Origin of the sequence: Enterobacter sp. BNK-34, from assembly GCF_048684445.1 — a bacterium.
Lineage (GTDB): Bacteria > Pseudomonadota > Gammaproteobacteria > Enterobacterales > Enterobacteriaceae > Enterobacter > Enterobacter pseudoroggenkampii.
On the sequence record NZ_JBLQUA010000001.1, the window covers coordinates 307,340 to 332,582 of the forward strand.

Annotated in this window: 25 protein-coding genes; 7 read left to right on the forward strand and 18 right to left on the reverse strand. The window is 55.6% G+C overall.

Going from position 1 to position 25,243, the window contains the following annotated elements; genetic code table 11:
• Window positions 1-9: 9 nt before the first annotated feature.
• The 8 genes from ACMGG5_RS01575 to rppH all read right to left on the reverse strand — a co-directional run bounded on the left by ACMGG5_RS01575 (window position 10) and on the right by rppH (window position 6,575).
• Complete coding sequence (locus ACMGG5_RS01575) at window positions 10-333, reverse strand: prepilin-type N-terminal cleavage/methylation domain-containing protein (protein ID WP_024909292.1); 324 nt, start codon at window positions 331-333, stop codon at window positions 10-12.
• The gene (locus ACMGG5_RS01580) at window positions 318-719 is read right to left on the reverse strand and encodes a DUF2509 family protein (RefSeq protein WP_420277400.1); all 402 of its coding nucleotides are present in this window, start codon (window positions 717-719) and stop codon (window positions 318-320) included. The genes ACMGG5_RS01575 and ACMGG5_RS01580 overlap by 16 nt, the downstream gene beginning before the upstream one ends.
• Window positions 716-1,276 carry a prepilin peptidase-dependent protein gene (locus ACMGG5_RS01585; RefSeq protein ID WP_420277401.1) on the reverse strand — a complete coding sequence of 187 codons (561 nt, stop codon included), beginning with the start codon at window positions 1,274-1,276 and terminating at the stop codon, window positions 716-718. The genes ACMGG5_RS01580 and ACMGG5_RS01585 overlap by 4 nt, the downstream gene beginning before the upstream one ends.
• Window positions 1,270-1,731, reverse strand: a complete 462-nt coding sequence (locus tag ACMGG5_RS01590; protein ID WP_420277402.1) for a prepilin peptidase-dependent protein — start codon at window positions 1,729-1,731, stop codon at window positions 1,270-1,272. Before ACMGG5_RS01590 ends, ACMGG5_RS01585 begins: the two co-directional genes overlap by 7 nt.
• A 184-nt stretch (window positions 1,732-1,915) precedes the next feature.
• The gene (gene thyA, locus ACMGG5_RS01595) at window positions 1,916-2,710 is read right to left on the reverse strand and encodes a thymidylate synthase (protein ID WP_014885081.1); all 795 of its coding nucleotides are present in this window, start codon (window positions 2,708-2,710) and stop codon (window positions 1,916-1,918) included.
• Window positions 2,711-2,716: 6 nt separating this feature from the next.
• Window positions 2,717-3,592, reverse strand: coding sequence for a prolipoprotein diacylglyceryl transferase (gene lgt / locus ACMGG5_RS01600; protein WP_023309046.1), 876 nt, complete (start codon window positions 3,590-3,592; stop codon window positions 2,717-2,719).
• Between the two features lie 193 nt (window positions 3,593-3,785).
• Entirely contained in the window at window positions 3,786-6,032 is a 2,247-nt protein-coding gene (ptsP, locus tag ACMGG5_RS01605) for a phosphoenolpyruvate--protein phosphotransferase (protein ID WP_024909296.1), read from the reverse strand.
• 12 nt (window positions 6,033-6,044) lie between these two features.
• The gene (gene rppH, locus ACMGG5_RS01610; RefSeq protein WP_013098553.1) at window positions 6,045-6,575 is read right to left on the reverse strand and encodes an RNA pyrophosphohydrolase; all 531 of its coding nucleotides are present in this window, start codon (window positions 6,573-6,575) and stop codon (window positions 6,045-6,047) included.
• Window positions 6,576-7,258: 683 nt separating this feature from the next.
• Between rppH and mutH the strand changes: the two genes are divergently transcribed.
• The 3 genes from mutH to ACMGG5_RS01625 all read left to right on the forward strand — a co-directional run bounded on the left by mutH (window position 7,259) and on the right by ACMGG5_RS01625 (window position 9,476).
• Complete coding sequence (gene mutH / locus ACMGG5_RS01615; RefSeq protein WP_032648136.1) at window positions 7,259-7,951, forward strand: DNA mismatch repair endonuclease MutH; 693 nt, start codon at window positions 7,259-7,261, stop codon at window positions 7,949-7,951.
• Between the two features lie 134 nt (window positions 7,952-8,085).
• Window positions 8,086-8,304 (forward strand): YgdI/YgdR family lipoprotein, encoded by a 219-nt coding sequence (locus ACMGG5_RS01620; protein WP_008499668.1) that lies wholly within the window; start codon window positions 8,086-8,088, stop codon window positions 8,302-8,304.
• A 131-nt stretch (window positions 8,305-8,435) separates the two neighbouring features.
• Entirely contained in the window at window positions 8,436-9,476 is a 1,041-nt protein-coding gene (locus ACMGG5_RS01625) for an NADP(H)-dependent aldo-keto reductase (RefSeq protein ID WP_420277403.1), read from the forward strand.
• Between the two features lie 93 nt (window positions 9,477-9,569).
• Here ACMGG5_RS01625 and lplT read toward each other — a convergent pair whose 3' ends face one another.
• Complete coding sequence (gene lplT / locus ACMGG5_RS01630) at window positions 9,570-10,763, reverse strand: lysophospholipid transporter LplT (RefSeq protein WP_420277405.1); 1,194 nt, start codon at window positions 10,761-10,763, stop codon at window positions 9,570-9,572.
• Window positions 10,756-12,915: a bifunctional acyl-ACP--phospholipid O-acyltransferase/long-chain-fatty-acid--ACP ligase gene (gene aas, locus ACMGG5_RS01635; RefSeq protein ID WP_407820475.1), complete on the reverse strand. Its 2,160-nt coding sequence runs from the start codon at window positions 12,913-12,915 to the stop codon at window positions 10,756-10,758. Before aas ends, lplT begins: the two co-directional genes overlap by 8 nt.
• Window positions 12,916-13,340: 425 nt before the next feature.
• On the opposite strand from aas, the gene galR reads away from it, so the two are divergent.
• Window positions 13,341-14,357 carry an HTH-type transcriptional regulator GalR gene (gene galR / locus ACMGG5_RS01640; RefSeq protein WP_048990698.1) on the forward strand — a complete coding sequence of 339 codons (1,017 nt, stop codon included), beginning with the start codon at window positions 13,341-13,343 and terminating at the stop codon, window positions 14,355-14,357.
• Here galR and ACMGG5_RS01645 read toward each other — a convergent pair.
• Entirely contained in the window at window positions 14,318-14,803 is a 486-nt protein-coding gene (locus ACMGG5_RS01645) for a GNAT family N-acetyltransferase (protein ID WP_420277406.1), read from the reverse strand. The two genes, galR and ACMGG5_RS01645, sit on opposite strands and share 40 nt — an antisense overlap.
• A gap of 221 nt (window positions 14,804-15,024) precedes the next feature.
• Between ACMGG5_RS01645 and ACMGG5_RS01650 the strand changes: the two genes are divergently transcribed.
• The gene (locus ACMGG5_RS01650; RefSeq protein WP_032648146.1) at window positions 15,025-16,062 is read left to right on the forward strand and encodes a LacI family DNA-binding transcriptional regulator; all 1,038 of its coding nucleotides are present in this window, start codon (window positions 15,025-15,027) and stop codon (window positions 16,060-16,062) included.
• Here ACMGG5_RS01650 and lysA read toward each other — a convergent pair.
• A complete protein-coding gene (gene lysA, locus ACMGG5_RS01655; protein WP_420277408.1) occupies window positions 16,032-17,294 on the reverse strand; it encodes a diaminopimelate decarboxylase in 1,263 nt (420 codons plus the stop codon). The genes ACMGG5_RS01650 and lysA overlap by 31 nt on opposite strands.
• Before the next feature lie 121 nt (window positions 17,295-17,415).
• On the opposite strand from lysA, the gene ACMGG5_RS01660 reads away from it, so the two are divergent.
• A complete protein-coding gene (locus ACMGG5_RS01660; protein ID WP_407859004.1) occupies window positions 17,416-18,348 on the forward strand; it encodes a LysR family transcriptional regulator in 933 nt (310 codons plus the stop codon).
• A 19-nt stretch (window positions 18,349-18,367) separates the two neighbouring features.
• On the opposite strand, the gene ACMGG5_RS01665 is transcribed toward ACMGG5_RS01660, so the two are convergent.
• The gene (locus ACMGG5_RS01665) at window positions 18,368-18,916 is read right to left on the reverse strand and encodes a flavodoxin family protein (RefSeq protein WP_032645441.1); all 549 of its coding nucleotides are present in this window, start codon (window positions 18,914-18,916) and stop codon (window positions 18,368-18,370) included.
• A gap of 190 nt (window positions 18,917-19,106) precedes the next feature.
• Between ACMGG5_RS01665 and ACMGG5_RS01670 the strand changes: the two genes are divergently transcribed.
• Window positions 19,107-19,499, forward strand: a complete 393-nt coding sequence (locus ACMGG5_RS01670) for a winged helix-turn-helix transcriptional regulator (RefSeq protein ID WP_073961475.1) — start codon at window positions 19,107-19,109, stop codon at window positions 19,497-19,499.
• 15 nt (window positions 19,500-19,514) lie between these two features.
• Here the strand turns inward: ACMGG5_RS01670 and ACMGG5_RS01675 are convergent, their stop codons facing one another.
• The 5 genes from ACMGG5_RS01675 to kduI form a co-directional block, all read right to left on the reverse strand.
• Entirely contained in the window at window positions 19,515-20,207 is a 693-nt protein-coding gene (locus ACMGG5_RS01675) for an aspartate/glutamate racemase (RefSeq protein WP_420278595.1), read from the reverse strand.
• Window positions 20,208-20,297: 90 nt separating this feature from the next.
• Entirely contained in the window at window positions 20,298-21,422 is a 1,125-nt protein-coding gene (wzz(fepE), locus tag ACMGG5_RS01680; RefSeq protein WP_420277409.1) for an LPS O-antigen length regulator Wzz(fepE), read from the reverse strand.
• Between the two features lie 215 nt (window positions 21,423-21,637).
• The gene (locus ACMGG5_RS01685) at window positions 21,638-23,053 is read right to left on the reverse strand and encodes a sugar porter family MFS transporter (RefSeq protein ID WP_024909313.1); all 1,416 of its coding nucleotides are present in this window, start codon (window positions 23,051-23,053) and stop codon (window positions 21,638-21,640) included.
• A gap of 313 nt (window positions 23,054-23,366) precedes the next feature.
• Window positions 23,367-24,128, reverse strand: a complete 762-nt coding sequence (gene kduD, locus ACMGG5_RS01690; protein WP_024909314.1) for a 2-dehydro-3-deoxy-D-gluconate 5-dehydrogenase KduD — start codon at window positions 24,126-24,128, stop codon at window positions 23,367-23,369.
• Window positions 24,129-24,191: 63 nt separating this feature from the next.
• The gene (gene kduI / locus ACMGG5_RS01695) at window positions 24,192-25,028 is read right to left on the reverse strand and encodes a 5-dehydro-4-deoxy-D-glucuronate isomerase (RefSeq protein ID WP_061714518.1); all 837 of its coding nucleotides are present in this window, start codon (window positions 25,026-25,028) and stop codon (window positions 24,192-24,194) included.
• Window positions 25,029-25,243: the final 215 nt, after the last annotated feature.

Here is a 25,243-nt window from a genome sequence, read left to right on the forward strand (position 1 = left end):
CGCTCCCGACTACTGGCTAACCGGGCAATGCAGACGCGTTATCTCACCGCGCCGCCCCAGAGGAGAAATTAGTGTAACCGTGATGCTGACACATCCTGCGAGCGTTGTCTGCCCCCGACTGGCCTGCCAGCCTGCGGGGAGAACATTTGTTGAGAGCTGAGACTGATTCCAGGCATGGTGCCAGAGCTGGCGATACTGGTTAAACACGCTAAACCGCGCCGCCAGCGCCCGGTGATAACCCGACAGAGCCGTCACGACGATCACCAGCAGCATCATCGCCAGCAGGACCTCCACCATGCTAAACCCTTTTTCTCGGCTCACGGCAGCTGACATAACGCCCTCTCCTTTAGTGGACAAAAATCACTCCAGCCGTGAGGCGAAAAGCGAATTTTCCCGTCGACAATCTCTCCTGCGCGCCAGAGCAGCAGGTCACTGTCTCCGGCAATCAGCAGCACACGCGCCTCACTCAGCTGGCGCAAACAGACTCGCCACGCCGATGTCTTTTTGCACTGAACCTGCAGCTCTGATGACCAGCTCTGAACCCGTCCCCACTCAAGCGCGGACTGTACCTTCGCCTGCTGCTGAAGCGAGCGGCTCTCGCCGCCAACGAGCGCGCTAAATGTTGTCAGCTGCTGATTGAGACCCGACAGGATCAGGGTACCGAGCACCAGTAAAAGCAGAACCAGGGCCAGTGAAGACATTCCGCGTTGACGATTCACAGGTTGTACCCCGTGACCGTATACGAAGCCTCCCAGGGCTCTCCCTGCCCGCCTTTACGCATCGCGGCCAGTTCGATATTTACCTCTGGCGCAAAACCGGCATGTTCAACTTTGCTCACCACAAAGCGCGTGATTACCAGCCTGTCCGGGTCCGTGAGCTTTTCCCACCCTTTTCCTTCACACGACGTCGCCCCACGCTGGGTTTCCAGCGCGCCGGATTCCAGACGAAAACCGGTGCTGTCATTTTCTGATGCGCTGCTATCCCAGTTGCCGTTACTGTTGGCATCCCAGCGTACAATGACGCAGCCTCCAAGCCTCGCGGTCACCAGCGCCTGTCCCTGACAGTTTCCCGCACAGTACCCCGCACGCTGAAGCTGTTTGCCCAGGGCAAACAGGTGTTGCCAGACCTCTTCCTTCAGCTCTCTCTGGCCGGATTGCAGTAAGACTGCCCGCTGCAAGCCGGGTAAAAAACGCGACGCGCTTATCAGCAAAAGGCTGCTAATCGCCGTGGCAATCAGCACTTCAGTCAGTGAGAAACCGCGCTGCCTCATCAACATGAACCTCCCTCAGAGACCTGACACATCCTGATGCGTCCTCCATTTGAGACAATAATCAGCCATGCTCCGGCACGGCTTTGAACGCGTATCCGCCCTGCCCACGCTGTATCCCTTAATCCATAAAACCCCAGCGACGGCGTGACCTCACTGACCTCGACCTCAGGCCAGGGCGGAATCAGCACAAAGGGACTCTCCTTCTTACAGCCCTGCACGGCAGAGCTCACCAGACAGTCCCCGCCTCCCACCCGCTGAAGGGTAATAAGATGGTCGCTGTTGTGCCGGTTGGCATGGTTGCGCAGAAACAGCAGGTAATCTCGCACCTGACTGGCGGTTTGCCACAGCCGCTGCTGTCGTTGCCAGCTGTCCCAGCCGTACAGACCTGAGGCGCTTAGGATAACGACAAGCGAAACGGCGACAAGCGTTTCGATAAGCGTAAAACCGTTCTCTTTTTTCATACCGGGAGTGTGGCGAAGCGCCGTGAAGATGACGAGCGACGGATCCTCGTTTTACGAGGTGTTGTCCGGAGAATTGGGAGAGGTGCAGCGCGTTGCACGCTTTCTGGATAGCGCATCGGGAAACGGGATAAAGGCGAAAAAAAACCGGCGCTAAACAGCACCGGTTGTGTCACGCTTTATCGCATCAGATAGCGACGGGCGCTTTGATGCCCGGATGCGGGTCGTAACCCTCAATCTCGAAATCATCAAAGCGGTAATCAAATATTGATGCCGGTTTGCGTTTGATAATCAGCTTCGGCAGCGCACGCGGTTCGCGGGTCAGCTGGAGATGCGTCTGTTCCATATGGTTGCTGTAAAGATGGGTATCCCCACCGGTCCAGACAAAATCACCCACTTCCAGGTCGCACTGCTGCGCCATCATGTGAACTAACAGCGCATAGCTGGCAATGTTAAACGGCAGGCCGAGGAACACGTCACAGGAGCGCTGGTAGAGCTGGCAGGAAAGCTTTCCATCCGCCACATAGAACTGGAAGAACGCGTGGCACGGTGCCAGCGCCATTTTATCCAGCTCGCCGACGTTCCAGGCGGAAACAATGATTCGGCGCGAGTCCGGATCGTTTTTCAGCTGGTTCATCACGGTGGTGATCTGGTCAATATGGCGGCCATCAGGCGTTGGCCATGCGCGCCACTGCTTACCGTAAACCGGGCCCAGGTTGCCGTTTTCATCTGCCCACTCGTCCCAGATTGAGACGTTATTTTCGTGCAGATACGCAACGTTGGTATCACCTTGCAGGAACCAGAGCAGTTCATGAATGATCGAGCGCAGGTGGCAGCGCTTTGTCGTCACCAGCGGGAAGCCTTCTTGCAGATTGAAGCGCATCTGGTGGCCAAAAATGGAGAGCGTACCGGTACCGGTGCGGTCGTTTTTCGGCGTGCCCTCATCGAGCACTTTTTTCATCAATTCAAGATACTGTTTCATGGTTCCTCAGGAAATTTGTTGCTGTGGACGACGACGATACGCCCAAATCATCATAATGGCACCCGCGACAATCATCGGAATGGAGAGGATCTGCCCCATGCTGATGTACTGTACCCACTCGCCGGTAAACTGTGCGTCAGGCTGGCGGAAGAATTCGACGATGATGCGGAACGCGCCATAGCCAATCAGGAACAGCCCGGAAACAGCCCCCATCGGGCGCGGCTTGCGAATAAACAGGTTGAGGATGATAAACAGCACCACGCCTTCCAGCGCCAGCTCATACAGCTGAGACATATGGCGCGGCAGAACGCCGTAGGTATCGAAAATGGACTGCCACTCCGGATGCGATGGCAGCAGCGCGATGTCTTCTGCGCGGGAGCCCGGGAAGAGCATCGTGTACGGCACGCTCGGGTCGACGCGGCCCCACAGTTCACCGTTGATAAAGTTGCCCAGACGACCAGCGCCGAGACCAAACGGGATCAGCGGTGCGATAAAATCTGAAACCTGGAAGAAGTTGCGTTTGGTGCGTTTGGCAAAAATCACCATCACCAGAATCACACCAATCAGGCCGCCGTGGAAGGACATGCCTCCGTCCCAGACGCGGAACAGATAGAGCGGATCGTTCAGGAATACTGGGAAGTTATAGAACAGCACATACCCGATACGGCCACCGAGGAACACGCCGAGGAAGCCCGCATACAGCAGGTTTTCAACTTCGTTTTTGGTCCAGCCGCTGCCCGGACGGCTGGCGCGACGGCCAGCGAGCCACATGGCAAAAATGAAGCCCACCAGGTACATCAGACCGTACCAGTGAAGCGAAACAGGTCCTACTGAGAAAATGACCGGATCAAATTCCGGAAAATGCAGATAACCACTGTTCATCTGTCACCACAAGATGTTGTTATTCCGCTGAAAGTGGACAGCGGTAGAAATGCGATTCTGCTGTAAGCAGAGGCTCCAAAGTTGCGAATCATAGCACAAGGCGGGCGCGGAGGATGCGCCAGAGATGTAAAAGATGTGTATAGGGTTTTATGCGCGCTGGCGCCCTCATCCACAGGGAGAGGGCGAAAAACGATTAGCGGCCACCGCGGATCAGACCGCCCATACCGCGTCGTTCCATAAACGCCGCGACCTGGTGGCGGACTTCCGTTGCCAGCTGCGCCTCAAGGCTGCGTTCAGCCAGCTCGCGGGCATCATTGATGTCGATATGCCGCAGCAGGTATTTCACGCGGGCGACGGCGCGACCGTTCATCGACAGATGGCGGAATCCCAGACCAATCAGGATCGCAACACACATGGAATCCCCGGCCATTTCACCGCACAGGCGTAAATCAATACCGTACTGCTCCGCTTCACGGGCGATCATCGCTAACGCGCGAATAATCGCCGGATGCAGGCTGTCGTAGATACTGGCGACGCGAGTATTGTTACGGTCGACGGCCAGGATATATTGCGTCAGGTCGTTCGTGCCGACAGAGATAAAATCAACACGGTTTGCCAACTGCGGCAGCATAAAGACCATAGACGGCACTTCAAGCATCACCCCAATCCGCGGTTTCGGGATCGCATAGCCGATCATCTCTTCCACTTCGCGGCCAGCACGTTCGATCAGCCGCCGGGACTCGTCGATCTCATCGATGCTGGTGACCATCGGCAGCAGGATGCTGAGATTGCCCGTCGCCGCGTTGGCGCGCAGCATCGCACGTACCTGGATCAGGAAGATCTCCGGCTGATCGAGCGTAATGCGGATCCCACGCCAGCCCAGGCACGGGTTTTCTTCGCTGATCGGCATATAGGGCAGCTGTTTATCCGCCCCGACATCCAGGGTACGCAGGGTGACAGGTTTGTCGTTAAACATCTGCAGCATCCCCTGATACTGTGCCACCTGCTCCTCTTCGGAGGGGAAACCACTCTGCAGCATGAACGGGATTTCAGTACGGTATAGGCCAATACCGTCGATGCGGCTGCCAAGCTTTTCTTCATGTTCAGGGCTTAAACCGGCGTTGAGCATGACTTTGATCCGCTCACCGCTCTTCAGCTGTGCGGGCAGGTTAACGTCATCTTCAGCCAGCTTGCTTAATTCATTCTCTTCGCTGATAAGACGCTGGTACTCCTGGAGCAGAACCGGCTCAGGATCGACCAGCAGCTCACCGCGATAGCCGTCGACCACCAGCGTACGTCGGTGCAGTACCGACGGCTGAATGTCCGCCCCCATAACGGTAGGGATACCCAGCGCGCGCACCATAATGGCGGCGTGTGAGTTGGCGGCACCATCGCGCACCACCACACCGGCCAGCCTGTCCTGGGGCAGTTCAGCCAGCGTCGTAGCCGAAAGTTCGTCGGCGACCAGAACAAACCGTTTTGGCCAGGCATTCGGGCCCTGAATGGTGTCATCAAGATGGAACAACAGGCGCTGCCCCAGCGCGCGCAGATCCCCTGCCCGCTCTTTCAGGTAACCGTCGGTCAGTGCTGCAAACTGGTCGGCAAATTTTTCGATGACCTTCTTAACCGCCCACTCCGCGACCGAGCCTTTATCCACTTCCGCAAAAAGCTCACGACGCAGACGCGCATCGGAGAGCAGGTGCGAATAGAGGTCAAAGATCGCCGCCGTCTCTTTTTGCGCGCCTGCGGCAAAGCGCTTGCTGTAACGACGAAACTCATTCGCCGCCTCTTCCAGCGCAGCGGTGAGACGCTCGCGCTCCAGCGCTTCATCAAGCGTTGAGGCTTCGTAAACCTGCTCCATCAGCGGCAGCGTAGCGTCCATCCAGCCTTCAGCTATCGCCACGCCTGGCGATGCCGGAAGGGCACGAATGCGCGTATGGCGATACTGACCAAAAAGCGCGGCAAGCTGGGACTGGGAGAGGATCGCAGCCATCTGCGTGGCCAGCGTGACGAGGAAAGACTCCTCGCTTTCGTCGTACTGACGTAGCTCACGCTGCTGGACGACCAGCACGCCGAGCAGCTGGCGACGCTGGATAATCGGCACGCCAAGGAAAGCGCGGAAGCGCTCTTCTTTTACGGAAGGGATGTACTTAAAGCTGGGGTGTTTTTGTGCGTCAGCAAGGTTGATGGGTTCAGCCAGCCGCCCGACCAGACCCACGATACCTTCATCAAATGCGAGCGTTACGGTGCGTCCACGTGGTTTTTTCAAACCACGGGTTGCCATCAGGTAATAGCAGCGCCGATCGTGGTCGGCCAGATACACCGAACAGACCTCGGTTTCCATCGCAAGACAGATGTCGGTGACCAGAATATTCAGCGCCTCGTTCAGACGCGGCGCGCTGGCCACCTTCTCGACTATTTCTCGCAAGCGGGTGAGCATGATTTGCGTAGCTTAACCTCTTTTACGTCGCCAGGCAGGTGCGCTCTGCGGCTTAGGCGGGATCTCCTGAAGCTGCATTACCACACTTGCAAACTCTTTCATCACCCTACGGTAAACATCGCGTTTAAATGACACGACCTGACGAACAGGATACCAATAGCTCACCCAGCGCCAGCCATCGAACTCCGGCGTACTGCTGGTTTGCATATTGATGTCTGAATCGTTGCCCACCAACTGCAACAGAAACCACTTTTGTTTCTGGCCGATACAAACCGGCTTTGTGTCCCAACGCACCAAACGTTTCGGTAACTTGTAACGCAACCAGTTGCGGGTCGAAGCCAGGATGCGAACATCTTTTCGGCTTAAACCGACCTCTTCAAAAAGCTCCCGGTACATCGCTTGTTCTGGGGACTCTCCCGGATTGATCCCGCCTTGCGGGAACTGCCAGGAGTGCTGACCATATCGCCGGGCCCACATTACCTGGCCCTGACGATTACAAATTACTATTCCTACGTTCGGGCGGTAGCCATCGTCATCAATCACCGGACTACCCCAAACTAAACCTTATATATGAATGATTGTTTCACACTACAGGGAGGCGGTAAACCACTCTCTTACAGGGCTGCAACCTAATAACATTTGAATAACTCACAAATAAGTGCTGAGTTATAAACAGATGAGTGGCAGTGAAGGGAATTTTATTCACCTTTTCTGTGGATATAGTTGTGAAGAAGTGTCTGATTACCGATGAACAACCTTAAACGCTGCCATATCCCCTCTTTCACCTGAATTCAATAATGCAATTATTTTCATAGAGTTAAATGTATTTCCATGAACACAAAACAGAATAACGTGACGATCATCACATCAGGGATCGTCGTGCTGATGAAAGATCGAACAGCGTCGGTTTTATCCACAGATTGTGCCAATAAGTTAGTCACAATTTGTTTGAAAATTCGATTTTCATCGCACGTCAAGGCTGTAAATTGAAACAGTAGTCAGGGTTATGCCCAGTTATCCCATTTTTCTGTGGATAACATGGTGTAAGATCCTGTTCATTGTCAGTGACCAGATTTGAACAACCGGTTTTCTGACTCGGGTGAAACGATTTCAAACCCATAAAAAAACCTATAAATCATATACATGGAATATTGGTACAGAAATAGTTAAACTCTATCCACAGGGGACAATTTCTTCGTTTATTTTTTAATCAAAAGGTTACCGTCATGCATCCGCTTACACCCTTGCTCTCACCGCCGTCCAGCGAGGGCCAGTTGCTCCAGCAGGCACAGCGTCTTGCGGGCTTTTCGCTTGGCGAGCTGGCGGCAATGGCAGGGCTTCCGATCCCAAAGGATCTTAAGCGGGATAAAGGCTGGATCGGCATGCTGCTTGAGCTGTGGCTGGGTGCCAGCGCAGGGAGCAAACCCGAGCAGGATTTTGCAGCACTTGGCGTGGAGTTAAAAACCATCCCAATAGATAGCCAGGGCAAGCCGCTTGAGACCACCTTTGTCTGCGTTGCGCCATTAACCGGCAACACCGGCGTGACGTGGGAAACCAGCCACGTTCGCCACAAGCTGAAGCGCGTGTTGTGGGTACCGGTTGAAGGCGAGCGACAGATCCCCCTGGCCGACCGTCGCGTTGGCGCGCCGCTGCTCTGGAGCCCGAACGAGGATGAAGAGCATCAGCTTCGGCTGGACTGGGAGGAGCTGATGGACATGATCGTTCTTGGGCAGGTAGAGCGCATCACCGCCCGACACGGAGAAGTTTTACAGCTGCGTCCGAAAGCGGCCAACAGTAAAGCGCTTACCGAGGCCATCGGCGCACAGGGTGAGCCGATACTGACGTTGCCGCGCGGTTTTTATCTTAAAAAGAATTTCACCGGCGCGCTCCTGGCACGTCATTTCCTGTTAAAAACATAGTTTTTTACTTATTTTGCGAGCTCTCAAACATAATCGACTGCTTTTTAAGATTTTACTGCTTCCTCAAGTCGCCATATCGGGTTAATACTAGATTATGATTTGATACGCGCCAGATCCAGATGAGGACGATAACGATGAAAAAATGGGCAGTGTTAGTTTCAGCAGTCGGTTTAGCGTTTGCCGTATCGGGCTGTAGCAGCGATTACGTCATGGCGACAAAAGACGGTCGAATGATCCTGACCGACGGAAAACCCGAAGTTGACGATGATACCGGTCTGGTCAGCTACCGCGACCAGGAAGGCAATAAAATGCAGATCAATCGCGACGAAGTATCGCAAATTATCGAGCGATAAACAGAGAGAGGTCAGTCGCTTGCTGACCTTTTTGATTTTTTTCTTCCCCTTTTGCTTCCCCTCTGCCATGTTTATATTCCTTTGTCGGGCACGCCCTGACGCGGTCTATAAGTCTACTGAGGAAGCCGGCTATGCATTATCACCGTATCCCCCACAGCGCTCTGGAAATAAGCCAACTGGGGTTGGGCACGATGACATTTGGTGAACAAAACAGCGAAGCCGATGCCCATGCACAACTCGATTACGCCGTCAGCCAGGGGATTAACCTGATTGATGTCGCGGAGATGTACCCTGTTCCGCCATGTCCGGAAACGCAGGGACTTACCGAAACCTACGTCGGTAACTGGCTGGCAAAACACGGCAACCGTGAAAAGCTGGTGATTGCCTCAAAAGTCAGTGGCCCCGCACGCAACAACGATACCGGGATCCGCCCGAATCAGATCCTCGATCGCAAGAATATTCGCGCTGCGCTGGACGCCAGCCTGAAGCGCCTGCAAACCGACTATCTCGATCTGTATCAGGTGCACTGGCCTCAGCGCCCAACCAACTGCTTTGGTAAGCTCGGCTACACCTGGAATGAGAGCGCCCCCGCCGTGACGCTGCTGGAAACGCTGGAAGCGCTGACCGAATGCCAGCGCGCGGGAAAAATCCGCTATATTGGCGTCTCTAACGAAACGGCCTTTGGGGTCATGCGCTATCTGCACCTGGCGGATAAACACGATCTGCCGCGTATCGTGACTATTCAGAACCCGTACAGCCTGCTTAACCGCAGCTATGAAGTGGGTCTGGCCGAAGTGACGCAGTATGAAGAAGTGGAACTGCTCGCCTACTCCTGTCTCGGCTTCGGCACGCTGACGGGGAAATACCTGAACGGTGCGAAACCGGCCGGGGCGCGTAACACCCTCTTTAGCCGCTTTACCCGTTACAGCGGCGAGCAGACGCAGAAAGCCGTTGCCGCCTATGTGGATATCGCGAAGCGTCACGGTCTTGACCCTGCGCAGATGGCGCTGGCCTTCGTGCGTCGTCAGCCGTTTGTTGCCAGCACCCTGCTGGGCGCGACCACGATGGAGCAGTTGAAAACCAATATTGCGAGTTTCAATCTGAACCTGAGTGAAGAGGTGTTAGCGGAGATTGAAGCGGTGCATCAGGTTTATACGTATCCCGCACCGTAATAAAAGCAAAACGGCAACGCACGTTGCCGTTTTTAGGGTTTGCTCCCTCTCCCTGTGGGAGAGGGCCGGGGTGAGGGCATCAGGCCGCACTTATCAGCGGCGACGTTGCCAGATCCACAAACCCACAATCGCCAGCGCAAACAGCCCACCAAACCCGACGCCAATCCCCACCACCGGCACGCCCACTTTTACCGCCAGCGAGTAGAGCCCCAGCATTAACAGCATTGCCAGGTTTTCCCCCAGGTTTTGTACCGCGATGGCATTGCCTGCCCCGACGGTCTGCTTGCCCCGCTCCTGCAGTAACGCGTTCAGTGGCACCACGAAGAAGCCCCCCAGAATACCAATCAAGATGAGGAGGACATACGCGGGCAATAACGCATGCTGCAGCGAGAAGATCAGCACCACGACGCCAATCAGGATCCCTGCGGGCATGCAGCGTGCGACCGTCTCGAGCGTTACCAGCTTCGCCGCCGCGCCAGCCCCCACCACAATGCCGATGGCCACCATCGCATTCAGATAGGTCGGCGTCGCGTTGTCAGTAATCCCCAGCGCCACCGGCACCCACAGCACCAGCAGGAAGCGCAGCGTGACGCCCGCCCCCCAGAACATACTGGTCCCCATCAGGGAAAAACGCGTTTCACCGTTACGCCACAGCACGCGGCAGGCGGTAAAGAAGCTGCCGGTCATCGGTTTAAAACGCCAGGATTGCCCCGGGCGAGCCACCGGCAGCTTAGGAATAAACAGGTTCGCCACGACCGCCCCGCCATACACCGCCGCGCATACGCCCAGTGCCGCCAGGACATGCCAGTCGGCCAGCACGCCGCCCGCAACGGATCCGAGCAGGATAGCGGCAATGGTTGACGACTCCATCAGACCGTTGGCTTTCACCAGCTTATCCCCGGTGGTCAGCTCGCCGAGAATGCCATACTTCGCCGGGGAGTAGGCGGCGGCGCCAATGCCCACCAGCGTATAGCCAATAAACGGATTAAAGCCAAAGCAAATGCTGGCCGCACCCAGCAGCTTGAGGCCATTGGCAAACATCATTACCCGACCTTTGGGGAAGCTGTCCGCCACCTGCCCGACGAACGGAGCAAAGATAATGTAAGCGCCCACAAACACCATCTGCAGGATCGGCTGACTCCAGTCGGGGTAAAACTCGGCTTTCAGCAGCGCCAGCGTGGCAAACAGCAGCGCGTTATCGCCGAACGCAGAGAGAAACTGTGCGGCGATGACGGCCATCATGCCTTTCGACCTGAGCGATGTGTTAGTGTGTACTGACTCATGCATTTTGCTGTTCCGCCTCTTCAACCATGCCTTTCAGGGTCACGAAATCGGGCTTCCCGCTACCCAGCACAGGGAGCTGTTTCAGGTAGCGAATATCGCGCGGCACGGCCAGTTCAGGAATACCGTGTTCACGCGCATAGCTCAGTAACCTGTCGCGCTTCAGCTCACCGTCGGTCGTAAACAGTACCAGCGCCTCACCTTTGCTGGCATCGCTCTTCACCACCGTGGCGTGCATCTTATCCGTGGACACGGCCGTCGCCAGCTGCTCAACCATTTCCAGAGAGACCATTTCACCGGCGATTTTGGCGAAGCGTTTCGCGCGTCCTTGAATCTGTACAAAGCCCTGTTCATCAAAACGGACGATATCACCGGTGTCGTACCAGCCGGTTTCAACCTCGCCGTTGACGTTTTCAGCTGTGGGCACCTCCAGCACGCCCGGGTTTTCCACGCGCAGATACCCGTTCATCACGTTTGGCCCTTTGAGCTGCAGACGGCCACCGTCCTCAATGCCCGGCACGGCCAGCAGACGCGCGTCCATCCCCGGCAGAATTCGGCCAACCGTGCCCGGTTTCGCCGCCATCGGCACGTTAATCGAGACCACGGGCGCACACTCGGTAACGCCATACCCTTCGAGAATGCGCAGGCCAAACTTGTCCTGCCAGATCTGACGCGTGCTCTCCTGCAGTTTTTCCGCACCGGCCACCACATACCGCACGCGATAGAAGTCATACGGATTGGCGAAACGCGCATAGTTGCCGAGGAACGTTGAGGTGCCGAACAGGACGGTGCAGTTACGGTCATACACCAGCTCCGGCACAATCCGGTAATGCAGCGGGCTTGGATAGAGGAACACTTCTGCGCCGGTCAGCAGCGGTGTAAACAGCCCCACCGTCAGGCCAAAGGAGTGGAACAGCGGCAGCGCCGACATAAAACGGTCATCCGCGGTAAAGTCAGCAATGCTTTTGATCTGCTCAACGTTCGCCAGAATGCTCTTGTGGCTGTGGACGACGCCTTTCGGGTTGCCCTCCGATCCCGACGTGAAGAGGATAATGGCGTCATCTTCCGGCTGCTGTTTGACCTGTGCCAGACGCGGCATCAGCAGGTGAGCAAAAATCCACAGCTTGTCGCCGGTGGTCACGTCGGCTTTCAGATCCTCCAGGAAGACCCAGCGCACCTGGGTGAGCTGCTCGGGAAGATGCCAGAGCTTGCCTTTGTCCAGGAACTGACGAGAGGTAAAGATGGTATTAATCTGGGCAGCGGTGATGGCGCTGGTCAGCCCTTTCACGCCCGCCGTGTAGTTCATCATCGCCGGGATCCGGCCCCGGGAAACCGCGCCGAAAATCACCGCCGCGCTGATGCCCGCGTTAGGCAGCATCAGGCCAATCTTTTCGCCCTTTTTGCTGTACTTCTCAAGAATGCGGCCCACAAACAGGGTCTTGGTCAGCAGTTTGCGATAGGTATCCGGGGTAAAGTTGATGTCTTCGATGCAGTTTTTCTTCGCGCCATAGCGGTGCTGCGCGGAAAGCAGAGATTCGTACAGCGTTTCGCGCGGACGCACGGCCATGCGCGCTTCCATCATAATCTGGTGCAGCATTTCCCCGGCGATTTTACGGCGATCGCGGGCACGCGGCGCGTCGGGCATCGGTAACGACGTTGGCGGCAGAATATGCAGCGTGATTTTGGGGAACAGACGCTGCTTCACCAGTCCCTTCAGACGGCTGAAATGGGTCAGCTCTGCGCCTTCAATTCGCAGCGGCACCACGGTCGCTTTTGACTTCGCCGCGACAAACCCCGCACCGTCGTAGATTTTCATCAGCGAACCGGTCACGGAGATACGCCCTTCCGGGAAAATGACCACCGGACGACCCTGCTCGACCAGACGCACCAGATGCTTAATCATCATCGGCTTTGTCGGGTCGAGCGGCACAAAATCAATCAGCGGCGTGAGCCAGCGCATGTACCACTGCTGGCTGATGGAGGTATAGACCGCAAATACCGGGCGCACGGGCAGAAACAGCGCCAGCAGGATACCGTCTATAAAGGAAACATGATTTGGTGTGATAAGAACGCGTTCGCCGCGAAGCGCCTGGGCATCGCCAGTGACGCGGATGCGAAAGAGAATACGGAACAGTGTACGGAAGAACCCAAATAGCATCTCAACTCCCTTTGCCAGCCAGTGTGGAGGGTTGATAGTAAATGGTGGCAGATTACACGAGAAGTGATACGGGAGCGACAGCAAAAGTGGAGGCGAAAAAAAACCTGCGCATCCGCGCAGGTTGGTGCAAGAGATGAGTACGAAACCGTACTAAGAATTCTCACCAATCAATACCTCTGGGATCTCAACTGTATCAATCTCATTAACATCCTCGCCATCGGACAATCGCAACAGCCTGAGGCAAAGTGTAACCAAAGGTTCAGATTGACATTCTTCAGACATGACTGCGCGTGTAACGATTACACCGCCAGGGTTGTTCTGCGTCACGTTTGTGGAGAGCGGAAATCCGCTCCCCTTGAATGCGCGCCGCTTTTCCGCAACACTATTTGGTGTGTAAACGCTTACCCCCAATAAGAAGGTAATGAATGGCGACAATAAAGGATGTGGCCCGTCTGGCAGGTGTGTCGGTGGCAACCGTCTCCCGCGTGATTAACGACTCCCCAAAAGCCAGTGACGCATCACGCCAGGCGGTACAAAGCGCCATGGAATCCCTGAACTATCATCCCAATGCCAATGCCCGCGCGCTCGCCCAGCAGTCCACAGAAACCATTGGTCTGGTGGTAGGAGATGTCTCCGATCCCTTTTTCGGCGCGATGGTGAAAGCCGTTGAGCAGGTTTCTTATCAGACAGGCAATTTTTTGCTGATCGGCAATGGCTATCATAATGAACAAAAAGAACGCCAGGCCATCGAGCAGCTGATCCGCCACCGCTGCGCGGCGCTGGTAGTACACGCCAAAATGATCCCGGATGCCGAACTGATTCATCTGATGAAGCAGATCCCCGGGATGGTCATCATCAACCGCATTATTCCCGGGTTTGAAAAACGCTGCGTGGCGCTCGACGACCGCTACGGCGCGTGGCTTGCGACCCGTCATCTGATTCAGCAGGGCCACACCCGGATTGGCTATCTCTGTTCAAACCACCCGATTTCTGATGCAGAAGACCGTCTGCAGGGCTACTACGATGCCCTGCGCGAAAACGGACTGCCGTGCAATGACCGCCTGGTGGCCTATGGCGAACCGGATGAGAGCGGCGGTGAACAGGCCATGACCGAGCTGCTGGGTCGCGGACGGAATTTCACGGCGGTTGCCAGCTATAACGACTCGATGGCCGCAGGGGCAATGGGGGTGTTGAACGACAACGGGATTGAGGTACCGGCAGAAATTTCGCTGATTGGCTTCGACGACGTGCTGGTCTCCCGCTACGTGCGCCCACGCCTGACCACCGTGCGCTACCCGATTATCACCATGGCCACACAGGCCGCCGAGCTGGCGTTAGCGCTGGCGGAACAGCGCCAGCCGCCGGATATTACGCATCTGTTTAGCCCGACGCTGGTTCGTCGTCACTCCGTTGCGTCGCCTGCGGAAGCGCAGAGCGAATAACGGTAGAGGTGAACCCGCGTGTTGGGGTATTCCAGCCCATCACCGATATACTGCCAGCCGTAACGTTCGTAGAAGTCGCGGCAGGCAGACCAGAGGTACAGTTCTTCATATCCCGCCTGCGCGGCCCAGGTAATAACATGCTGCTGTAACTTTCCTGCCAGCCCCTTGCCTCGCGCCGCGTCGTCAACGTACAGCGCCGCCAGCCACGGAAAGAGATCCTGACGGGTGATCAAATCGCAGCGCCAGATCCCCACCGTGCCAATAAGCTGTTGATCTTCTACGGCAATAAAGGTCAGCGGTAATTTTCCCGGCGTCTGGCTGTGCTCAACGATGCTGTGGAAAAATTCCCGGGGAAGCCCTTCGCCAAAGGCCTGCCAGATCCAGTCAGTAACCTGCTCAGCATACTGCGGTGCATCGTAAAGCGGGAGGATAACAGTCTTTTTCACGTTTCACCTGCGTATTCTCATTAATGGGCTGGCCTGACGCCTCCAGCTCGTTTTGGCGATTATTTTACCAGAGTCAGACTATTTAGTTTTACTTCAGGCAGGCCAGACAAATCGTTACCGAAAAGCGTGATCGTGGCGGAATTTTTGCGCTTCCCGCATCGCTTATACGGCGTAAGCTCTGTGTTAAACTGCAGATCATTACGTGAAAGCAGGAATGTAGAATGGTAACAATGCTGGATGTCTCACTGCGCGCGGGCGTGTCAAAGGCCACGGTATCGCGCGTGCTGAACGGCACGGGTCAGGTTAAAGAGAGTACGCGTCAGCAGGTGTTTGCGGCGATGGAAGAGCTGGGCTATCGGCCGAACTTTCTCGCGCGCTCGCTGGCTAACCAGACCAGCAACAGCATTGGTCTGGTCGTCTCGACCTTCGACGGCTTTTACTTTGGCCGTCTTCTCCAGCAGGCGTCGCGGCAGACCGAAACCCACGGGAAACAGCTTATCGTCACCGACGGTCACGACGCGCCGGAACAGGAAGAACAGGCGGTGCAGATGCTCGCCGATCGCCAGTGCGATGCCATCGTGCTTTATACGCGCTATATGAGCGAAAAAGCGATCATCAAACTGATGAACACCGTAAAAACACCTCTGGTGGTCATTAACCGTGAAGTGAGCCAGGCGCCGGATCGCTGCGTGTTCTTCGAACAGCAGGATGCCGCGTTTAAGGCCGTGGATTATCTGATCGAACAGGGCCATCGGGAGATCGCCTGTATCACCGTCCCGATCCATACCCCAACCGGGAAAGCGAGGCTGATGGGCTATCGCAAGGCGCTGGAAAAGCACGGCATCCGTCTGGACGAGCGTCGGATAAAGTACGGCGATGCGGGAATGACCGGGGGATATGAGCTGTGCAAGGAATTGATTGCCGACGGTGTATCGTTTAGCGCCCTGTTTGCCTGTAACGACGATATGGCGCTGGGCGCGTCCAAAGCGTTACACCAGGCGGGGCGTAAAATCCCGCAGGATATTTCACTGTTCGGCTTTGACGACGCCCCAAGCGCGAAATGGCTGGAGCCTGCGCTCTCGTCGGTTTATCTGCCCATCGACAATATGATTGTCACGGCCATCGATCAGGCGATCCGGCTGGCAAAAAACCAGCCGGTCGATGCCATCCCGCCGTTTACCGGCACGCTGGTCTTACGCGATTCGGTCACGACGGGGCCGTACTTTCATCAGATGAGCTCTAACGCCAGCAGTTCCTGAATGGTCTGGCGGCGGCGGATCAGCCGCGCCTTGCCGTTATCAAACAGCACTTCCGGCAGCAGCGGGCGGCTGTTGTAGTTAGATGACATAGACGCCCCGTAAGCGCCGGTGTCGTGCAGCACAAGATAATCACCCGGTTTGACCTCTGGCAGCGCGCGGGTCTCCACTTTGCCGCCCTCCTGCTGGGTAAACACGTCACCCGATTCGCACAGCGGCCCCGCAACGACCGTCTCAACGCGTGGTGCCTGCGATAAATCGCGGCCGTCGGCAGCCAGGGCGGTAATGTGGTGATAGCTGCCGTACATGGACGGACGCATCAGATCGTTAAAGCCTGCGTCAATCAATACGAAGTGGCGAGACCCCATCTCTTTCACGCTGCGCACCTGCGAAACCAGCACGCCGGCTTCCGCCACCAGGAAACGGCCCGGCTCAATTTCCAGTTTTACCGCGTGGCCCAAATGCGCGGCGATTTGATCGCGCGCAGCGCTCCACAGACCGTAATAGTGATCGGTATCAATCGCCTCTTCGCCCTCGCGATAAGGAATGGAGAGACCGCCACCGGCAGAGATCGCCTCCAGATCCTGACCGAAGTCGACAACCTGACGCACCATCGCGCCGCACACCTGCTCCAGGTGGCCGTAATCGACGCCAGAGCCAATGTGCATATGAATCCCCACCAGCTTCAGGCCGTAGCGCTGTAATACCGCCAGCGCGGCAGGCATATTGGCATACCAGATCCCGTGCTTGCTGTTTTCGCCGCCGGTATTGGTTTTTTGGCTGTGGCCATGACCAAAGCCCGGGTTCACGCGCAGCCAGACGCGATGGCCGGGTGAAACCTCGCCCAGCTGCTCCAGCATATCCACAGAGCCGGCATTCACCGGGATCTGCAGCTCGTGGACGCGCGCCAGCGTCGCATCGTCGATCACATCGGCGGTAAAGACGATCGCGTCACCGTCGGCTTTCGGATCGTATCCGGCCGCCAGCGCGCGCTCGATTTCGCCGAGTGAAACGGAGTCCACCTTCACGCCCTGCTCACGCATCAGGCGCAGAATGTGGATATTGGAGCAGGCCTTCTGGGCAAAACGCACCACGTCAAACTGATGCAGGGCGGCGATCTTCTCGCGAACGATCTGCGCGTCGTAGACCCACACCGGGCAGCCAAATTCGGCGGGCAGGCGCAGCAGGTTGTCGGCGTTCAAATCGGTATCAGTCTGGTTCAGCGGGCGTGGCATGGTCTTCTCCGGGTAAATGCGTTTTCATGATTACGCCACAGCACAAAGAGAATAAAAAATATCGTTTTATCGCGAGTCTATGCAAAAATGATATGGTCAGTTCTCTGCTTTCAGGTGCCCTATGCCCGCCGTCAATTTACGCCATATCGAGATTTTTCACGCCGTGATGACCACCGGTAATCTCACCGAAGCCGCACAGATGCTGCATACCTCGCAGCCGACGGTGAGCCGCGAGCTGGCGCGCTTCGAGAAAGTGCTGGGGTTGAAGCTGTTCGAACGTACCCGGGGCAGGCTTCACCCGACGGTACAAGGGTTACGCCTGTTCGAGGAAGTTCAGCGCTCCTGGTACGGGCTGGATAGAATAGTGAGTGCCGCGGAAAGCCTGCGCGAGTTTCGTCAGGGCGAGCTGTCGATCGTCTGCCTGCCCGTCTTTTCGCAATCCTTTTTGCCGATGCTGCTGCAACCCTTTCTGGCCCGATACCCGGAGGTCAGCCTCACCATCGTGCCTCAGGAATCACCTCTGCTTGAAGAGTGGCTTTCGGCTCAGCGCCATGATTTAGGCCTGACCGAAACCGTCTCCACGCCAGCGGGAACGGCGCGCACGGAGTTGCTCTCGTTAGATGAAGTGTGCGTTCTGCCCGCCGGGCATCGGCTTGCCGGTAAGGCGGTGCTTACACCGGAGGATTTCCACGGGGAAAACTACATCAGCCTGTCGCAGACCGACAGTTATCGACAGCTGCTGGATACGCTGTTTGCCGAGCATCAGGTCAAACGCCGAATGGTGGTAGAAACGCACAGCGCGGCCTCGATTTGTGCGATGGCACGCGCAGGCGTCGGCGTCGCGGTGGTGAATCCGCTCACGGCGCTGGATTATGCGGAAAGTGGGATTGTTGTACGTCGGTTTAGTGTCTCAGTTCCTTTCACCGTTAACCTAATCCGCCCACTGCATCGTCCGGCGTCGGCGCTGGTGGAGGCGTTCAGTGAACATCTGCAAGGAGGGTTAAGTCTGTTGGCTGGACAGCTAAATAAGATGTTGAATCAGACGCCCCACTGAACAGAGGGCGTCTGAAAACTCAGTTAAAACGTTTCGCGATGGCCGCAACACGCTCGCCGAATTTCACAGCGGTTTGCAGATCGCCGCTGGCAATGGCGCCAGCATCAGCATCTGATGGAGACTGCACCAGCAAACCGACTGAACCGCCCAGATTATTAATGTCCTGACGGGTTGCCGCGAGAGTATTTGACGGCGGCAGCCCCAGGCTCACCCATATCCCACCGTGCTGAGAGGCCAGCGTTTGCAGGTATTGCAACGACACCTGCTTATCACCGTTCAGGCTGGCGCTGTTGCTGAAGCCCGCGAACACTTTGTCCTGCCAGCTACGCACGAACCAGGCTTTTGAGGTCGCATCAGCGAATTTCTTAAACTGCCACGGTACGCTTCCCATGTAGGTTGGCGCGCCAAAAATAATCGCTCTGGCATCGTTAAGTTTTTGCCAGTCGCTTTCCTGAATATCGCCATTGCTGTCAATGGCGATCAGCTCAGCCTGCGCGCCCTCGGCGACTGTTTCAGCAACGCGTTTGGTGTGGCCGTAGCCAGAATAATAGATAACTACAACGCTCATGATAGATCTCCTGATGCAATATTGCCTTGTGAGTCAAACGATTAAGACGACTTTAAAATTGCTCTGCGAGCCCGTTGCCATTTTCGGTTCCCTGGTATCAAATAGAAACCTTACGTCGTTTTATACACGCAAACATTCACGGGCGTAAGAAGGCACCTTTATCTCACCTGGTTACCTCGAGGGAACCACCATGACCCAAACAGCAGTTCTGAAAAAGGAGATGCCTCCTTACAACGTGTTCGATGAACGCTGCCCGACCCGCGGCGTGCTGGCGCGTATCGCCGATAAGTGGGCACTGTTAATTCTTGCGCGCCTTGAGAATGGGCCGATGCGCTTTAGTCATCTTCAACGTGATATTCAGCGAATCACCAAAAAGGTGCTGACCCAGTCTTTACGCAAACTGGAACGTGATGGGCTGGTGTCGCGAAAGATATTCGCCACGGTACCTGTAACCGTCGAGTACAGCCTGACGCCGCTTGGCCAGACGTTAACCGAAACGGTGACTGTGCTTGCGCACTGGGTGGAAAATAATATTGATGCCATTGTGGCGGCGCAATCCGCTTATGACGCCGCCAACACGTAAACCTAAACCGGGTGCTCAGGACAACATAAACGCCACGGCATCGGCGGCATGAATTGCAGTGGTATCAAATACCGGGAGAGGGCTTCGCTCGACGGGTACCAGCAAACCAATCTCAGTGCAGCCGAAAATCACCCCTTCGGCCCCCTGCAGCCTAAGTTTATCGATAACGCTGACGTAATACGCGCGGGAAGCTTCGCTGAAGGTACCGAGGCAGAGCTCGTCAAAGATAATCTGATTGATGCGCGCCCGATCTTCTTCATCCGGGATCAGGCTTTCTATCCCAAATTCACTGTGCAAACGTCCACGATAAAAATCCTGCTCCATGGTGTAGCGTGTACCCAAAAGCGCTACGCGGCGCATTCCGGATGCCGCAATCGCACGCCCGGTCGCGTCCGCGATATGCAGAAACGGCAGCGAGCAGCGGTCCTCAATATGCGATGCCACTTTGTGCATGGTATTGGTACACAGCACTATCCCCTCGGCGCCGGCACGCTCCAGTCCCAGCGCCGCCTGAGCCAGGATCTCTCCGGCTTTATCCCACTCACCGCTCGACTGGCAGGCTTCGATTTCATGGAAATCAACGCTATGCAGCAGCAGACTTGCGGAGTGCAGACCACCCAGACGCTGCTTTACCCCTTCATTAATCAGGCGGTAATAAGGGATTGTTGATTCCCAGCTCATACCACCTAACAGGCCGATCGTTTTCATCATCCCTCCTTATCTTTGGTCTCTTTTTTTAACACAACCGATGCACATAAAAAAAGGCGCTCTATTGAGCGCCTTTTTAAACTGCAGATTTTATTTCGCCACCGGCTCTGGCGGCGAAGTACGGGTGTGCATCGCCTCGCGCAGTAACACGCTACCGCAGGCAAACAGGCCCCCAAGAAGCGCCGCCAGAACGACAATCAGAGCCTTGCCCGGGCCATCCTTTTTCACCGGCATGGAGGGTGAAAGCTGGTACCTGAATGGCTCAAGTTTAACATCGGCAAAGGAGAGATTTTTCAGCTGTGCCAGGTAGTATTCCCGGTTCTGAAAGTCCGCATTCAGTTCAGTCACGTCCTTCAGATTTTTTTCAATCTTCAGTTTTTGCGCGATACCGTCAGCACCGAGCGCAACGGAATAATCCGGGTCATCCTTTACGGCCTGCCCGTTGCTGTAGACCGGCTTCTTGATACCGGCGGCATTCGCCACTTCCAGGGAATAATTCAGTCGCTGCAGGTTGGTATTGTGAACATTGGTCAGACGAACACGATCCAGTTCCAGCTGCTGCTCAACAACGTTCGTTTTCAGGGCGATCTGGTTGCGGATATTCTGCACCGTCTCTTTTTCGACGATAGCCACGATATAATTGATATACCCCTCCAAAACGGTTTGCGCATCGCCTGCTGTTGGTGCAGTGAAGCTCAATGTCCAGGAGACAAAAGGCACTTTATCCGCGTCTTTTCCCTGATCGTCATTCATCGCTTTCATTCTGTCTGAGATGTTGACTATCGCGCGATGCAGATCGAGCGGATCCACCTCAACACCTTTAAGCTGCGATATCACATAAGGAGAGGATTTCATGTACTCTTCGAGCAATGACTGCGACTGAAACTTTTTAATAAAGAGATCAAAAATTTCTGGACGGGTAATTTTCACGTCCACGTCAAGCACCTGCAGCGCAACCAGCATCTGGCGCAGCGGATTCCACTGCGACTGCTCTGCCGGGGTGATCACCGCTTTACTGGTCCATTTCTGCGGCAGTAAAAATGAAACGGCCAGCCCCACCAGCGCGAAAGCAATGACGATGGCGACGATACGTTTTTTCGCCGCCAGAAGGACCTCAAAAAGTCCCAGAAGATCGATCTCTTTTGCGCTTACAGCCGGGCCGGCATAACGGGGAAAGTCGAGGTCCGTGCTTTTTTTGAAATCCATTTCTGACATAGTGATTCTTCTTTTTCCGGATGCAACGCATCTCTTAACATTGATGGCGGTGGTCCGATAATACATCAACATAAGAAAAATCCTAATGCCTGTTCCCTCTCTGTGTCTACTCCCTACCAGAGTTAGTGGTGATCTTAGTCACATTTTTATTGTGATTAAGCCACCTTTCCCTTTCCAGTTACGGCACGAATTAAAACCTTCGGACGGGCAAAAAATCACCCGCCGATGTTCCGCAGTTTCTCTCCAGCCATCAGCTTGCGCTCGATGTGTTCCAGCGTCACGCCTTTGGTTTCCGGGATCAGCCAGAACGTGACGCCAATAAATGCCACATTCAGTACCGTATAGAGCCAGAACGTTCCCGCTGCGCCAATCGCGTCCAGCAGCGTCAGGAACGTCGCGCCGATGATCATGTTCGATACCCAGTTGGTTGTCGTGGAACAGGTGATGCCAAAGTCACGGCATTTAAGCGGCTGAATCTCGGAGCACAGGATCCACACCACGGGCGCGGCGCTCATCGCGTAGCCTGCGATGCACATCATGGTCATCCCGACAGAAAGCCAGGAAAGTCCGCTTGACGCCGTGCCGTTATCAAATTGCATCAGGCAGTAACCGAGGATCAGCGTGCCGAGCGCCATCACGCTAAAGCCAATCTTCAGCGCAGGTTTACGGCCGGCTTTGTCCACGGTGAATACCGCAATAAAGGTGGCGAACATGAAGGTCAGCCCGACCACCAGGGTGGCGATCATCTGCTGTTCCGTGGTGGTGAACCCGGCCATTTTAAAAATACGCGGCGCGTAGTACATGATGATGTTCATGCCGGTGAACTGCTGCATCGCCTGCAGCAACATGCCGAGGAAGACCGCCCGGCGCACGTTGCGGTTGATCTTAAATAGCGCCCAGCCACCCTGCTTCAGCTTCAGGCTTTCGCGGATCTCGTTCAGCTCTTCCCGCGCTTTCTCCGAGGTATCGCGCAGCATGCGCAGGACCTCTTCTGCCTCCACGTGGCGCCCTTTTTGCGCCAGCCAGCGCGGACTGTTCGGCAGGAAAATCACTAAGACAATCAGCACCACCGCTGGCAGCGCCAGCACGCCGAGCATTGCGCGCCAGTTGCCGCTGTAGCTGAAGTACGTGTCAGACAGGAACGCCAGCACAATACCCAGCGTGACCATCAACTGATACATGCTGATCATCTTGCCGCGCACGTTTTCACTCGCCATTTCGGAGAGATAAAGCGGCGCTGTGTAGGAGGCAATCCCCACCGCCACGCCCAGCAGCACGCGGGAAAGCAGCAGCACTTCTACGTTTGTCGCAAACGCGGAGCCGATCGACCCCGCGACGAACAGAATCGCCCCGACCATCAGGCTGTATTTGCGCCCCAGGCGGAACGACAGCCAGCCGTTAAACAGCGCCCCGATGGCCGCGCCGAGCATCATGCTGCTCACCACCCACTCCTGCAGACGGTTACTGAGGGTAAAGTGATCGGTAATAAACGGCAGCGCTCCGGCAATGACGCCGATATCCAGTCCAAATAACAGGCCCGCCACGGCGGCGGCAATAGAGACAAACTGGTTCATGCGCCGGGTATCACGCAGCGCAGCGGGCATTAGGGTAGAGTCATTGATAGATGTCATATTTTTCCTGCCTCAACAGCAAAATTCGTTAACTGAAATTACGAGAAAGCGAGGAAAAGTGTCAGGCGGGAATTCGTGAAGATATGGATTATTTCGCTATGGCATCGCGATCTGTGATGGACATTACAATTTCAACTAATGCTGAAATTGCCACGTTTTTTATTAATTACCTAATATTTAAGCAATAAAAATGTGATACGCGTCATTCGTGAATTCTCATTATGGATTTTTCATCTTATGTCATATGGATAATGGTAATTTTTAGCCAAAAAAAACCTCCACCCGAGGGCAGAGGTTCGTCATGCAGGTGGAATTAACGTGCCAGCCAGCCGCCATCGACCGCCACGGTGTAGCCGTTGATGTAATCCGATGCCGACGAGGCCAGAAAGACCACCGGCCCCATCAGATCGCGCGGAAGACCCCAGCGCCCCGCCGGAATACGATCGAGGATTTCCGCGCTACGCTGCTCGTCTGCACGCAGCTGCTGCGTATTGTTGGTCGCCATGTAGCCCGGCGCAATCGCATTCACATTGATGTTGTGCTTCGCCCACTCGTTTGCCAGAAGGCGGGTCACGCCCATCACGGCGCTTTTGGACGCGGTGTACGACGGCACGCGGATGCCGCCCTGGAACGAGAGCATGGAAGCAATATTCACGATCTTGCCGCCGTTCCCCTGCGCGATAAAGTGCTTTGCCGCCGCCTGGGACATGAAAAATACGCTCTTGATGTTCAAATCCATCACGTCATCCCAGTCGCGCTCGCTGAAGCTGATCGCATCTTCGCGGCGAATCAGCCCGGCGTTGTTGACCAGAATGTCGATATGACCGAATTCCGCCACCGCGCGATCCAGCAGTTCAGGAATGGCATCGATTTTACGCAGGTCGGCGGTCAGGCTCAGGAAACGGCGGCCCAGCGCCGTCACGCGTTCGAGGGTTTCAGTCGGTTCAACGATATTAATTCCGACGATATCGCAGCCCGCTTCCGCCAGGCCTAGCGCCATCCCCTGCCCCAGCCCGGTGTCACAGCCGGAAACCACAGCCACTTTCCCCTGCAGAGAGAATGCATCCAGAATCATGTTTATTCCTTACTCTTTCAGAGCCTGTCACTCACAGGCAGGTTTATGCTTCACTGCCCGCGACTAGCGCAAATCGCTGACCGCAACATGGTCCATATCATCGAAGACCTGATTTTCGCCCACCATTCCCCAGATAAAGGTGTAAGCTTTCGTCCCTACGCCGGAGTGAATAGACCAGCTCGGTGAAATCACCGCCTGCTCGTTGTGCATCACGATATGGCGCGTTTCCTGCGGCTGTCCCATCATGTGGAACACGCAGGCGTCTTCCTCCATGTTGAAGTAGAAGTAGACCTCCATTCGGCGCTCGTGGGTATGGCACGGCATGGTGTTCCACAGGTTGCCTGGCGCAAGCTCGGTCAATCCCATGCTGAGCTGGCAGGTCTCCAGCACGTCCGGCACGAAGTATTTATTGATGGTGCGGCGGTTGCTGGTGAGGTTGTCGCCCAGCGTCACGGGCGCGACGTCTGCCGGGGTCACTTTTTTTGTTGGACAGGTGGCGTGAGCCGGCGCGCAGTTATAGTAAAACTTCGCAGGCTTGCTGCCGTCGATGCTGGCAAAGACCACGTCTTTCGCCCCTTTACCCACGTACAGTGCCTCGCGATGGCCAATCTCATAGCAGTGTCCGTCTACGGTGATGGTGCCCGGCCCGCCGATGTTGATCACCCCCAGCTCGCGACGCTCGAGGAAATAATTTACGCCCAGCTGTTTACCGACCTCGCCGCCCACGGAGACGGTTTTCGTGACGGGCATAATGCCGCCCACAATAATACGGTCGATATGGCTGTAGACCATGGTGTACCTGTCGGCCTCGAATATCTGCTCGACTAAAAATGCCTTGCGCAGCCCCTGAGTATCCAGCGTTTTGGCGTGCGCGCTGTGGATGCTTTCTCTGACGTCCACGGTAACCTCCAGATGTGGTCATGCCCGAAGGCAGAAATAAACGAAACAGCGTTCCGTTTTTCATATTGAACGCATACTATCGGCATAAAGCGGGCTTTTCAATTATATTTAAAACAATGTTTCATTTTTATTTTTGTTTATGACGAAAATGATGTTCGGATCACAATTAAACCGTAGGGAGAAAAAGGGCGCGAAAAAAAACCTCCCGGAGGAGG